At 69.5% G+C, this 13,244-nt stretch carries 11 protein-coding genes; 8 read left to right on the forward strand and 3 right to left on the reverse strand.

Translation table 11 applies throughout. From position 1 onward, the window contains the following. Positions 1–2 precede the first annotated feature (2 nt). Genes ACQPYK_RS39970 through ACQPYK_RS39980 form a run of 3 tightly spaced genes read left to right on the forward strand, consistent with a single transcriptional unit; the run spans position 3 to position 8,000 of the window. On the forward strand, positions 3–1,199 hold the full coding sequence (locus tag ACQPYK_RS39970; protein WP_433243518.1) for a hypothetical protein: 1,197 nt from the start codon (positions 3–5) through the stop codon (positions 1,197–1,199). Beyond that, on the forward strand, positions 1,192–4,908 hold the full coding sequence (locus tag ACQPYK_RS39975; RefSeq protein ID WP_433243521.1) for a hypothetical protein: 3,717 nt from the start codon (positions 1,192–1,194) through the stop codon (positions 4,906–4,908). The genes ACQPYK_RS39970 and ACQPYK_RS39975 overlap by 8 nt, the downstream gene beginning before the upstream one ends. Before the next feature lie 26 nt (positions 4,909–4,934). Beyond that, positions 4,935–8,000, forward strand: a complete 3,066-nt coding sequence (locus tag ACQPYK_RS39980) for a pPIWI_RE module domain-containing protein (protein ID WP_433243524.1) — start codon at positions 4,935–4,937, stop codon at positions 7,998–8,000. Between the two features lie 193 nt (positions 8,001–8,193). Here the strand turns inward: ACQPYK_RS39980 and ACQPYK_RS39985 are convergent, their stop codons facing one another. Beyond that, on the reverse strand, positions 8,194–8,343 hold the full coding sequence (locus ACQPYK_RS39985) for a hypothetical protein (protein ID WP_433243527.1): 150 nt from the start codon (positions 8,341–8,343) through the stop codon (positions 8,194–8,196). A 114-nt stretch (positions 8,344–8,457) separates the two neighbouring features. Here ACQPYK_RS39985 and ACQPYK_RS39990 point away from each other — a divergent pair, with 114 nt between their 5' ends. Together ACQPYK_RS39990 and ACQPYK_RS39995 are read left to right on the forward strand one after the other, a co-directional pair. Beyond that, complete coding sequence (locus ACQPYK_RS39990; RefSeq protein WP_433243530.1) at positions 8,458–8,973, forward strand: hypothetical protein; 516 nt, start codon at positions 8,458–8,460, stop codon at positions 8,971–8,973. Next, on the forward strand, positions 8,970–9,566 hold the full coding sequence (locus tag ACQPYK_RS39995; protein WP_433243533.1) for a hypothetical protein: 597 nt from the start codon (positions 8,970–8,972) through the stop codon (positions 9,564–9,566). Before ACQPYK_RS39990 ends, ACQPYK_RS39995 begins: the two co-directional genes overlap by 4 nt. A 90-nt stretch (positions 9,567–9,656) precedes the next feature. Here ACQPYK_RS39995 and ACQPYK_RS40000 read toward each other — a convergent pair whose 3' ends face one another. Further along, on the reverse strand, positions 9,657–9,971 hold the full coding sequence (locus tag ACQPYK_RS40000; protein WP_433243536.1) for a DUF4132 domain-containing protein: 315 nt from the start codon (positions 9,969–9,971) through the stop codon (positions 9,657–9,659). Positions 9,972–10,179: 208 nt separating this feature from the next. After that, entirely contained in the window at positions 10,180–10,869 is a 690-nt protein-coding gene (locus ACQPYK_RS40005) for a winged helix-turn-helix transcriptional regulator (protein WP_433243538.1), read from the reverse strand. A 74-nt stretch (positions 10,870–10,943) separates the two neighbouring features. On the opposite strand from ACQPYK_RS40005, the gene ACQPYK_RS40010 reads away from it, so the two are divergent. The 3 genes from ACQPYK_RS40010 (at position 10,944) to ACQPYK_RS40020 (ending at position 13,061) form a co-directional block, all read left to right on the forward strand. Further along, on the forward strand, positions 10,944–11,885 hold the full coding sequence (locus ACQPYK_RS40010; RefSeq protein ID WP_433243540.1) for an alpha/beta fold hydrolase: 942 nt from the start codon (positions 10,944–10,946) through the stop codon (positions 11,883–11,885). A 135-nt stretch (positions 11,886–12,020) separates the two neighbouring features. Further along, the gene (locus ACQPYK_RS40015; RefSeq protein WP_433243542.1) at positions 12,021–12,170 is read left to right on the forward strand and encodes a hypothetical protein; all 150 of its coding nucleotides are present in this window, start codon (positions 12,021–12,023) and stop codon (positions 12,168–12,170) included. A gap of 231 nt (positions 12,171–12,401) precedes the next feature. Next, positions 12,402–13,061, forward strand: coding sequence for a hypothetical protein (locus tag ACQPYK_RS40020; protein ID WP_433243545.1), 660 nt, complete (start codon positions 12,402–12,404; stop codon positions 13,059–13,061). Positions 13,062–13,244 lie beyond the last annotated feature (183 nt).

Here is a 13,244-nt window from a genome sequence, read left to right on the forward strand (position 1 = left end):
CCATGCCGTCGCCCCCGTCTTCCGCGTCCCTCACGGACTGGTCCACGCACACTGGTGTCACGCTCCTGCACACGATCGCGACGGCCGTGGTCCGGCTCGCCGAGATCACCGACCTGGAGGCGTTCGCTCTGCCCTACCCCGCCGAGGCCCAGCGTGCCCTGGACCGCACGGTGCTCGCCTGCCTGCTGCGGGGCGCCGAGCCTCCCGGGAGCCTGCCGGAACTCCTCATCTGGTGTCGCACCCGCCCGATCGAGGACTGGCCTCTGGAGCTGCCCAGGGACGCCTTCGGCCCGGACGACTTCCTCATCGACCTCGACTCCGACAGACCCACCCAGCTGTGCCACGAGTGGTGGGTCCGTGCCCGTGACAGCGCGGCGGAGCAGTACGACCGTGCGGTGATCCGCGCCGCGATGCGGCTGTGCCGGGAGAGCGAGGACCCCGAGTCCTACACCGCCTTCCGCCGTCTGCTGGTGGAAAGGCCCGTCCTCACCGGCAACGACATGTTCGAGGTCGTCACGGACCTGGCCTTCGGACCGGTCCTCGAGATCATCGGGCAGATCTACGACCACGTCCCGGACAGCTTCTGCCAGGACGGTGTGTACGTCACCTGCGCCCGTTGCCTGACGCTGCTCGTTCCCCTCACCGACGGCGGCTGGTGGTGCGAGCGCGACCGCTGCCGTCGCCAGGGGCAGCCGCCCCCCGGACGAAGGCTGCGCGCCGACGAGGTCGGATCGCTGTCGCAGCTCAAGCGACCGCTGCGGCAGTTCGTCACCGGTCCCGGCCGGGCTGAGGCCGATCTGGAAAGAGAGCTCAGGTCCCTGCGCCTGTCCGTAGAGATGTGGCCCGGCTTCGACGCCTACGACCTGCGGATCACCTTCCCCGACGGCTGGGTCTGGGCCGTCGACGTCAAGGACTGGGCCCACCCGGGTCTTCTCGGCCGGGCCGCCACCACGGTCCGGCCGGAGCCGCCATACGACGAGGCGTGCTGGGTGGTCCCCCAATATCGCGTCGACGCCCGCCAGGACTATCTGGAGGTGTACGCCCGCAACCGTGCACACGTCGCGAACGGCCTCCCCCTGCTCACCGACCGGCGGCTGGTCTCGGCCGCGCGTGCCCGGCTGCGCGGCGACACCGGTTCGGCCGCCCGCCTCGTGCAGCCGGGCGACGACCCGTCTGGGAACGGAGCCTCCGATGCGTGACGCCGAAAGCTGGTACCGGCCTCTCGTCTCCGGCGTCTCGGGGTTCTGGCCACCGGAACAGGCCGGGACCAAGCCGTCCCTGCTGTTTCAGGTCGAGCTCGGCCTGCGGCTTCTGGAACGCCTCGACCCCGAGCGTCCCGCCGACGGCGTGTGGGTGCTCCTCGGCGGCTACCCGTTCGCCCGTGCCCGCGGCCTCACCTCCACCGAAGACGAGGAGCGGCTGCTCGTCTCGGCCCGGCACCTGCTGTGGACCCTGCGCCGTCGCCGTATGTGGCTGCAGTGCCTGGAGACCTACCAGGACCTTCCCGAGCGGCTGCGCGGTTACCGCCTGCCCTCGGCCGACGGTCCCGCCCAGCGGGTGGAGCCCATCGTCGCGGCCGACCGCTTCGCGACATACGACGCCGCCCTGGAGGGCACACCGGATTTCGCCCGGCGCGAGCTGCCCCTCGCGGAACCCGGTCCGAGCCGTTTCATCGAGCGCCGCCGGATCACCTCCGTCACCCTGCCCGAGTCCCTGCGCCCCGCGCCCGCTCCCGGCCACGAGCTCACCACAACGGCCATGCGGGAGGGCCGGCCGCTGCATGTGCCTCTGGCGGAGCTCGCGGAGACCGCCCGCCGGATGGACGACACCGAGCAGCGGCTCGACGCCGAACAACGGCTCGGCCGCCGTCCCGGCAACTGGGAACGGCGCCTCAACGACCTGGAGCTGGACACCCGCACGGCCGACGGCCTCGGCTTCGCGCCCGCCGAAGCGCTCGATCTGGACGGGCTACTCCACCTGGTCGGCATGGTCGGAGCGGGCAAGAGCACCCTGATGTCACTGATCGCGGTCTGGGCCGCCGGAGGGGGACTGCGCACCACACTGGTGGTCGGCGACGTCGCCGAGCAGCTCACGCTCACCGCGCTCTTCCGAGGGCTCGGCCTGGCCGCGGCCCCCGTGCTGGGCATGACCACCCGGGAGACCCACGTGCAGCGGCTGCACCGCCGTCTGGCCGCCCGCGCCCCCGGGTCCCTGCTGACCCACGACGACCCGGGCTTCGACGATCTGAGCACCGTCTGCGTCGTCGACGCCCTGCGCGGCACCGAGGCCGGTGAGCCGCTGCGCTACGCGGACGCCCCGTGTACGGGCCTTCATCCCGCCCGTAAGACGTCGAAGCCCACCTCCGGCCGAGTGCCGTTGCCGGACCCCTACCAGGCCGGTATGCCGACCCCGGGCGAGGAGCGGCCGGAACCCCTGGGCCGGGCGCACGGCTGCCCGATCTGGAGCGCCTGCCCCCGGCACAGTGCCGCCCGGGAACTCGTCGACGCCCTGATCTGGGTGGCGAATCCGGCCAGCCTCGTGCAGAGCCCGGTGCCGAACCACCTCAACGAGGAACGGCTGCGCTATCTGGAACTGGCCTGCCTGCGCAGCGACATCGTGATCGTGGACGAGGCCGACCGGGTGCAGATGCAGCTGGACACCATGTTCGCCCCATCGGCGACCCTGGTGACCCGGGGACCCGAATCCTGGCTCGACAAGCTTCACACCCACAAGATCGATGAGCTGGCGCGACAGGGTCGCCTGCCGCTCTCCGAACGTGACGTCGAGCGCTGGGCCGTCTCACTCAACGTGGTGAGCGTCGCCACCGACCGGCTGTACGCGATGCTCATGAGCGACGAGGACCTGCGTACCTGGGCCGACATCGAGTACTTCAGCGCATGGACCCTGCAGGAGAAGCTGATCGCCGGCTGGTATCCGGCTCCCGGCGAGAGTTTCCAGAGCGCCTCCGGATCCCCAGCCGCCTCCGACCTCGCCGACGGCGTACCCGACGAAACAGCTCTCTACGAAGACGAGGAGCGACTCGCGCAGACCGAGGCCGCGACACCGTCCTGCTCGTATGAAGCCTTCCCCGGGGCCGACCGCAGACAGGAGGTCACCGCCGTCCTGGACGCCTTCCGCGACGATCCGCTCGGTGACCGCGGTCCCTACGGGACCGACACCGACCGCCTCGTCCAAGCCGCTCACGACCTGCTGCACACTCTGAACGAAAAAGGCACACGGCAGCGAGTACGCGCGGTCCTGGATCTACTCCTCCAAGGCTCACCTCTCCTGGACGGCTCCCCGCCGGCGCCCACTCGCCGGCACACCGGCGAGCCCGACCCGGCCGACGTCCCCGGCAGCGTCCCCTGGTACGACCGCACCACCAAACGGCTCGAATTCACGCTCCTGCTCGCCGCACTGCACCAGCGGCTCGACCGGCTCACCTTTCTGTGGCCCCAGGTCGAGGCCGCCCTCAACCTCGATTCGACCGACAACGAGCTTTCCAGGCGGCCGCCGCTCGACTACGCCCCGGTCGTCCCCGAAGCCCCTATGGGCAATGTCATCGGCTTCCAGTATCTTCCCGAGGAACACGGACACGACTCCGAAGGTCGCCGCAGTGGCACTCTGCGGTTCTTCCGCTGCGCCGGGGTCGGCCGGGAACTGCTGCTGTCCCTGCCCGGACTGGGCGCTGGCCCCTCCGCAGGGCGTCCGGGCCCCAACGTGCTGCTCATGTCAGGCACCAGCTGGGCGGGCACCTCCACGCGCGCTCATGTCCTGGCACCCGTCGAAGCGGTGCTCAAACCAGACGCCCGGGCACTCGACGCCATCCGGGACACCGTCTTCCACACGCACTTCCTCTACGACGACGACAACACGCCGCTGAGCCTGTCCGGTCAGGATCAGAGTGTGCGCCCTGCGGTGCTGCGCCGAATGATCGCACGCCTGGGACGTCCCACCCGGGGTGGACTGCCCAGCCCGCTCGAACAGGAGCTGGCTCAGATCAGCGACGATCACCGTCGTCGAGCCCTGCTGCTGGTGGGCAGCTACCGGGAGGCGAACGCCGCCGCCGACGCCCTGCAGGAGATGGAGCGCTGGCGCGGCCGGGTCCGGGTGCTCTCCGCCGACGACGCCGACCTGGAGCAGGCCGTACGGGGAGGAGGCCTCGGCGCCGACGGCCGCACCCATGCCACCGCCGTACGCCGGGGAGACCTGGCCTCCTTCGCCGAGGATCCGGACGCCGAACTGCTGGTCGCTCCCCTGATGGCGATCGAACGCGGCCACAACATCCTCAACACGCAGCGCACCGCCGCCTTCGGCACCGTGCTGTTCCTCGCCCGCCCGCACCCACGCCCCGACGATCTGTCCTTGGCGGTCTTCGCGGTCAACGACTGGACAGCCCGGTTCGTGCGCGACCTCCCCGTTCCGGGAGGGATCACCTTCAGCGAGCTGGTGGCCAAGGCCGACGACCTCGACGCGGCGGGGCTCGCCTTCCGCCACGAGGCCCGTCGTGAGTGGCGCCGGCTGCTCTCCCGCCGCTACGTCTACTCCCGATTGAGCCCCACAGAGAAAAGGTCCTTCGCATGGGATCAGCTGGTGACGATCTGGCAGGTCATCGGGCGCCTGGTGCGCGGTGGCGTCCCGGCGAGGGTGGTCTTCGTGGATGCCAGGTTCGCCCCCAGGTACGCGGCGGCGACCGCGCCCGGAGCCGGCACGGCGCAGTCGGCCCGTCTCAGCGGTCCGGACGACGGCCTGCTGGCCGGACTACGGGCCGTCCTCGCCCCCTACTTCGCTCCCGACGCCGACCCCGCCCTTTTCATCGACCCCGCTGACCCCACTCTCGTCCGGATGCTCTACCAGCCGCTGTACGACGCATTGTGCGGCATGGCAACCGGCACCACCCGTCACTGACATGGCCCTCACGACTGGAGCCCCCAATGGGATTCACCTACGACGAGATCCGTCGCGCCGCCTACCTCCTCGATCCCGGCGCCGCGCCGCTGACCGCGCGATATCGCGCCCTGCCCTTCCCCGAACACTGGCGCGACAGTCTGCTCGCACTGTGCAACACCGGCCGGGACCGCGACGCGAAGCCGTACTGCACCGTCCCCACCTACCGCATGGACGGCGTGCTGCAGAGTCTCGCTCCCGACCTGGTCGTGCGGGGACGAGGCTCGGAGAAGCCCGGAGATGAGGACTTCTGGCTGTACGCTCCTGCGGACTTCCCTCATCCGCTGCCGGACGCGGTGTTCGAGAGGCTGCTCACCGCCTGGGTGCGGAAACTGCGCCCAGAGCCGGCACACCCCCGGCAGGTCGCCGAAACCCTCGCCGAGCTGCACACCGATCCACCACGGTGGAAAGAGGTGGAGGTGGATCTGCTGGGCTGCGACAGCACCGACGGTGGCACCGCGATCCCCCTCGGCAGGCAGTTCCAGCTCGCCACCGACCACCTGGCGCGCCGCATCCTCGCGCTTGCCCTCTACGACACGGGCGCGGATCTCCTGCGGTTCCGGGCCGTCCCGCGCGGCCCGCGCCAGCAGGGCGCGGAGCTGATGTCACAACCCCTGTCACACGAGGTCAAGGACCGCACCTGGTGGTTCTCCGTCGTTGTCAACATCTCATTGCACACCGTCCCGTTCTCGCCGCAGCCCCGATTGCACATCCACACGGGCATAAGGCGATGGGCCACCCATCCCGGCGCGAACGGCCGCCTCCACCTGCCCTTCCGCCGTGACACTTCGGTCTACCTGCGCCCGCCGGTCCCGTGGCTTCCCGGGAGTCCCGCCAGTGAGCGTTACGCGGTGGCCCGGCTCACCTGGGACCGTACCCAGCGGGCACATGGCTGGCGTGAAGCCGGCCCCGCCGGGATACTCCGGGACATCACTCTCGGCCAGCCCTTCCCTAACCCGGCGGAGCTACTCGCCGTGCCCGAACTGTGGATCGGCGACGGCCCCGGCGTGCGAGCCGCCGTGGTCCACAGCACCCACATGGGCCAGCACGGTGTCAAGCCTGGCCTAATGTCGCATCAGCGCTCCCAGATCATCGAATGGGTCGAGCAGGCGCTCCCGGAGGGACTTGTGCGCGCTCCCGACCTGAAGCGCAGCAAGATCTCTTCCAACGCTCCCGCCAATCCTCGGCCCAAGCCGCAGGAAGACGCCAAGAAAGCTGAGGAGATCCGGGCGGCCCGCGCCCGCCGCGCCGCGCTTGCGGCGGCCATACGCGCCCTTGCGGACGAGGAACCGGTTTCCGCCGGCACACCGGTCATGGAAAGCCGCCTGCTGTGGCAGACCGCCGCCATGCGCGACATCGCCATCACCGCCCTGACCGAGGTTCTCGCCCTGGAAGGCGACGGTGGCGCCCCCGCATCCGAGGTCTTCGACACGGCCAAGCCGGGAGATCCTGTGATTCTCCGCTGGAGCACCCCGGAGCTGAGCGTCCGGCTGCGATGCCTGGTGCTCTCCGGCGGTCTCGCCGACGGGCTCGGCATCGCCTCCGACCGTCACCCCGGGGGAGAGACCCTTGCCAGGGCCATCGCGACCCGCAGGACCGCCGTCGCGGATTTCCTGACCAGGGACGGCAGCGATCCGGATATCCCCACCCTCGCCCTGGTGGAGATCGACCGCCGCGCGGATTTCCAGACCCCTCTCGACGATCCCAAGTTCGCTCTGCGGCTGGGTTGCGCCGATGCCGGGGTGGTCACCCAGTTCACCGCCGTGCCCAGAAAGGCCAAGGGCTACAACTCAGAGAAGAACGCGGCCTACCGGGCGTATTCCGCGTGGCTGGACGGGCTCCGTCAGCTCGGCGTGCGGGTCGTCCCCGAACACACACTGGGAGACCGGCTACCCGCCGACCTCCACTACGCGGCCGTGCGGATGGTGAAGCGCCGCTCCGACGGTCCCACCCGGCAGGCCCAGCACACCCCGGTCACCGTCCTGGTCAGTCCCATGGAGCCCGGATCGGGTCAGGCCGTGATCCGCGGCTGGGATCCGAAACAGAGCACCTGGATCCCCTACCCGAAGTTCCTGCTCCGGTTGACCCGGATCGCTGAGGTCCCCGGAACATCGGACGGAACTGAAGTGGACGCCGCACCCGACGCGGAGGTGCCCTTGTCATCTCCGGCCGACAACGGGCGGCCACGCTCCCGCGTCACCTCCCAGGTTCGGCGGCGGAACATGGAGGAACAGCGCGCGGCGACCACCCGCTACCTCCAGAAGATGATCCGCTCCCTGCACGGCCGTCCCACTCTGCTTCTCGCCCACTCCCAGAACAGCCGGATGCACTGGCCCTGGCTCCAGGACGGTCAGGCCGTACCAGACTTGATCAGGACCGGTCATGCGGCCGCCCGGCTCAGCCCTGACCTGCGGCTGGTCAGGGTGCGTGGCGCGGACGGCCGCGAGACACCCCAGTGGTGGGGCGTCGGCAACCCCTCCGGGGTCAATGGTCTCGCCGCAGGGCTGTGGACCGAACCCGCCTCCCCTGCCACAGCCGCCGGGCGAGTCTTCTACAGCACCACCGACAAGGCCGCGACCTTCCGTGCTTCCGCGGTGGAGGCAGACAAGCTCGCCCCACGCCCCCTCCGGAGAGGAAAACGCAAAGGCGAGCTGACCATCGACACCGAGATACCCGCTTGGAACCCCGCCCTCATGGAAATCACCGTCCTGGGCTGCCACCCGGCTTCCGCCGACGAGGAAGGAGACAGTCCCGAAGCCCTGGCCCTGGCCGTACACCAGCTGCGCCAGGCGCCCGACTACCTCGACTCACTGTCCCTGCCGCTGCCCATGCACCTGGCGGCACTCGCCCAGGAGTACGTACTGCCCACCATCACCGATGGAGACGACGACGGCACGGACGGTGATCCGACTGCCACCGATGACATCGCAGGATTGCTGGGTGTGGAGGCGTTTCCGGCTGTCGACGAATCCTCCGATCCAGATCCCGAGCTGGCCGCCTCCAGCCTCGTACGGACTTCAGAACATGAAGAACAACTCTCGCTTTTCACCTGACTTTGTGATCGCGACTCCGAGGCGTCCGATTCCAGTTCGAATCACAGGAGATCGAGGAACGTGCCTTCCTCTGCGCGGTACGGCGTACACGCCGGGAGCCGTTCCGCTTGTCTGTGAACTTGCGGCCGGTCCCGGCGGTGTCTTTGGACGCCGGCGCGGCCTTACCTCCGCGGCGCCGCAGCGTATGCCACTCCTAGGCGGACTTGTGGATGCCGCCCAGCAGGTGAGAGATCCGGGGCGGGGCGATATTCCCGGCGAACATCTCCGCGGCCCAAGCGCGCAGCCGCTGCCGCCGCTCCCACTCGGTTGCGGGCAGTCCCCCGCTTCTATCGGAGTACCTCATCCGTCAAGCTGCCACCAGGGAAACCTTGCACAGAAAGACCCTCGCGCTACGTCGCGCCCGCCTTTCTTGATCGGTATACGATTCCTTCCGCTATTTCCTAAATCAAGGTGCTAAATGGAGCTGTTTCCTGAAGAGAGTCAGTGGGAGCTGCTGGCCGCCACAGGAATGCGGGAGGATTTCCAGGCCGTGTGGATCGAAGGCGACGACATCAACGCGATCGCCGACGAGTTGAAGGTCGATCCCACCACAACGCTCGAATGCGACCTGGCCACCGCGCTGCGCTGGAGCAGCGCGGGCGCGCGCACCCCCATCCTCTGGATGGGCGAGCACGCGCCTGGCTGGACGTTCGCTCTGGTGGTCGCCGGTTCGGCGGCCGACCTGAGACTGCCGGACCGGCGGGTCTTCGACTTCTGCTACCTGCGGGAGATCGACGAGTTCTATGGCGTCGGCAACCTTTACGACGAGGAAGGGCTGGACGACCTGGAACTCAACGACGACCAAGGCGACGAGGACGACCTCGATCCCCACCTGATCGCCGTCGGGCGGGTCACCGGCCGGTTCATCGACCGGGACTGGCTCGCCGAACGACGGACCCTGTGCCGGGTCCCGGCCGGAGCGAGGACCTCATGACATACGAGGAACAGTGGACCCGACTGTCGGCGCGCGGGTTCGGTGACATGTTCGCCGGAACCTGGATCGAGGGCGACGACCTCGATCAGATCGCCCGCGTCCTGGGCTCCGAGCCGGCGACGGCGGTGCGCTGCGGGCTCGACGAGGCGATGCGGGAGTACGAGCCGTATGCGTTCAAGGAACTCGTCTGGCTCGGCGAGCACGCCCCCGGCTGGACCCACGCCATCACCATCGCCGGGCCGCGCCTGCGCACCGACCTGCTGGCCGCCGACGGGCGCAGGTTCGTCCAGGTAGTGTGGCACGCCCACGGTTTGGGCGTGCACGATCTGTACTACTCAGACGGAATCACGGCCGGGCAGCACAGCCCGGTCGACATCGCCGACCCCGGCTGGCCCCTCCACGAGTACGCCGAAGGCCTCGCGCCAAACCACCCCGGCCTGATCGACATGTTCTCCGGAAGGCCGGCCAGGCCGGTGGGCAGTCTGGGACTGTGGCTGGACAACTGGCTCATCCTGGCGGGCCGCATCTCGGGACGTTTCATCGATGAGCAGTACCTCGACGCCACTCGGCTGCTGTGTCGCATTCCGATCTGACCAGCCCTTCATCGGGTCACCACCCGTACGCCACCAGTGCCGGGTCAGGCGCGTTCCGCACGGGCGGCACCACGTCGAAACGGTCGGCGATCATATCGACGGGTGAGAGGAAGACGCCGCGGCGACGCCCCCGGCCAGGTCGGCAAGGTGCCGGCCCGTTCCTCGGCCGGGGCCAGCGGGTAGACCTCGCGGAACGCCTGCTTGTACGGCTGGGATCCCGTGCTCCAGCAGATGGTCGCGCCAGGCCCGCACGTCCTCGGCCGTCTCGCGGATCGGATGCCACAGCTGGATCGGGGTATCGGGGTTCGGCTGGATCCTACGGCCCCGCGGATCGGTGAGCTCCCAGCCGCTGTCGTTTCGGATGGGGAGCCCGGCCGGGCCGTGCTCGGCGGGTTCGGTCAGCACGTCCTCCAGCCGGTCGTGCGGGGCGTCTCGAACAGGCCGGTGATACCGGAGGAACCATTGTGGTGTCTCCCCGGGGTGCGGCGGCGTTCTCCGTAGTCCAGTCGTCGGACCGCGGCGAGTCGAGACGCTGGAACGCCCGCTGCTCGGGCCTCGCCTGCAGGCTCGGGAGCGGATGAGACGAAGCCCGCCGGGGGCGTGCTGGTCGCCGTCAGCGTGGCGGGACTGCGCCGACCAGTCGCCCGACCGCCTCGACGTCGCCGGTCACCGTGAGCGCGCCGTCGTCGATCGCCGAGGCCAGTGAGCGTTCGTGGGTCAGTACGGACTGCAGTGTGAGGTGATCGCTCTCGAGGTAGGCGTCCGCCGGGCCGGAGTCCTGGCCGCGCGCGACGGCGGCCAGTTCGCCGTCGACGACCTCGACGCGGTAGACGTCGCGTTCCAGGGCGATCCGGTACGTCGCGGTCCACGGCTCGTCAGGCTGCGGTACGAAGAAGGCGCGCAGGCCGAGCAGTACGGTGTCGGCGCTGATCTCTCCGGTCAGTGGTACGACCGGTGAGCGCATGCCCCAGGTCCGAAGCGCCGCGAACACCGGCTCCAACTCGGCACCCCATTCGGTGAGTTCGTACGTTCTGCTGGCGGCGGGCGGTGGCAGCGTACGCCTGCGCAGCACGCCGACCGCCTCGAGATCACGCAGCCGTTGCGCGAGCACGCTGGGGCCGAGGCCGGGCAGGGCGGCCTGCAGGTCGGCATAGCGGCGTGGCCCCAGGCGCAGCTCGCGCACCACCAGCAGCGCCCAGCGCTCGCCGATCATGTCGAGCGCGTGGGCGATGGGACATGCCTGCCCGTACGTCCGCTTCCCGGTCTTCTCGGGGGTCTTCTCGGGGGTCTTCGCGCTTGCCATCGCCACCTCGTTCGCCGTCGGCCAGCCTTAACTATGAAAATAGTAGCATTTACTTCGACAATCGAAGTAGAGTCATGATGCGACGTACCCACCCCTACCCGGGAGACACCATGCACGACAGCACGTCCACCACGAGCCCGTCCCCAGCCTCGCCCCAGGAGACGGTGCACGCCAACGGTGTCGACCTGGCCGTACAGGCCTTCGGCGACCCGGCCGCCCCCGCGATCCTGCTCATCTCGGGCGCGGAGGCGTCGATGGACTGGTGGGAGGACGACTTCGCCGCCCGACTCGCCGCATCCGGCCGCTACGTGATCCGTTACGACACCCGCGACACCGGCCGCTCCACCACGTTCCCGATCGGCGCGCCGACCTACACGCAGGACGACCTGCTGGCCGACGCGGTCGGCGTGCTCGACGCGTACGGCCTGGCCGCAGCGCACATCGTGGGCGTCTCAATGGGCGGGGGCCTCGCACAGCGACTCGGCCTCGACCACCCCGAACGGGTCCTGTCGCTCACCCTGATGTCCACCAGCCCCGGCGGGCCCGGCGGTCCGGACAATCCCGACCTGCCGCCGATGAGCGAGGCGCTGGCCAAGATGTTCGAGGAGCCGGCCCCCGGCCCCGACTGGTCCGACCGCGACGCGGTCATCGCGTACTTCCTCGCCGCCGAGCACGCCTTCTCCGGCACGATCCCGGTCGACGAGGAAGGTGTACGCCGCACCGCCGGGCGCGCCTTCGATCGCAGCCCGGTCCCGGCCGCCGCGTCGAACCACTGGATGATCGAGGGCGGCGAGCCGATCCGCTCCCGCCTCGGCGCGATCACCGCACCGACCCTGGTCCTGCACGGCACCCAGGACCCGCTCTTCCCCTACGGCCACGCCGAGGCCCTGGCCCGCGAGATCCCCGGCGCCTCGCTGGTCCCGCTGCCCGGCATGGGCCACCAGATGCCGCCGCGCCAGGTATGGGACACGGTCATCCCGGCGATCGTCGCGCACACCGAGCCCGGCGCGCGGTGAGCCAGGCCTTCGGCACCGCGGTCACCGCGGGATCGCGCGTCCCGGGCTTCGCTTCCGCCGCGCGGCCGTGACACACCGGACTCGAGAATCGGACCGTGGGCTGACGCCAGGACAGCGGGGTTTCCACACCGAACCGTGCGACGGCCCGACGGCTACGAGTGGTGCGCGACCGGGACGGACCACGAGGTGAGTCCGGACTTCCCTCCGCACGACGCGCGCCCGACGATCGCGGTGTCCGTCTGCGGCGTCTACGAGCTTCTCTATCAATCACATAAATACGCGTAGTAGACATAAGGCCAAATTCGCGAAGCATGCTTACCACGCACATTCTTGGCCCCTCAATCCGGAGCATGTAAAATTCAAACACCGGATGTCCCGCTTTTGGCGCATCCGAATAGACCGAACCGCATGCGTTCACCCCTCCTCCCAGCGCGCCTGACCATGCGGGCGAAAGCCTGCCGAATGTCCCGTTCACCGAACATCGACGTGACCCGAGGCCCGAAAGGACGTCCGACTGTGGCAGGCGACGAGGAATCCGAGGGGCAGACGGCCACGTCGAAGACCAAGGACGCCGGGCACCGGACGGCCGTGATCGTAGCGATCATCACCGGGATCGCCACGATCGTCGCCGCCGCGATCGGGGTGATCTCAGCCGTGATCGGCGCGCAGGCCGGCAAGAACGGCGGGGAGTCCGGTCCGGCGGCCACCCCGGCGTCCTCCACAAGAGCTCTCTCCGCCTCCCCCGCTGCCGGGACCACCGCATCCCCGCCGACCACCGTCTCCCCGACCGGGGTCACGAGCTCTCCGAACGGGACGAAGGGCGACAGGACCGTGCGCTACCACGGCACACTGCTGCTCACCAGGAGCGGGTTCGACCTCGACCACCGGACTCCTGACCCCAGCTGGGAAGACCTGCGGTACGACGACCGCTCCGGCGCCGGGGTGTTCGTCGGACCGGCTTCGGCGTCCGCCCCGTGGACGGCGGGAAGCGCGCCGTCACACGCCCAGTGTGAGAAGGCCCTGGAGGCGGGGACTTGGCGGCCCGGCCACCGCTTCGGCGACGCCGCGCCCGGGACGGCGTTCTGCATGCGCACGAACATCGACCGGGTGGCCTACATAAGAATCGTCGAGAAAACCGAGGAAGGCGTTCTGGTCGACATCACCGTGTGGAATTAGCCCACGGGCCTTCCTGGGCTCTGCCCGGCATCACCGAAAGGCTGTGACCTGGGACATCCCGGGATTCCGCATACGTTGGCCGGGTTGGTGCCGGGTACGGTCGATGTGAGGTGTGCCGATCTCGCCTTCGGGTTATCGATCAGATCGAGAACCCGAAGGCGAGATGCGGCAGATGGCGAAGCG

It is taken from the genome of Streptosporangium sp. CA-135522 (genome assembly GCF_050949235.1).
Classification (GTDB): domain Bacteria; phylum Actinomycetota; class Actinomycetes; order Streptosporangiales; family Streptosporangiaceae; genus Streptosporangium.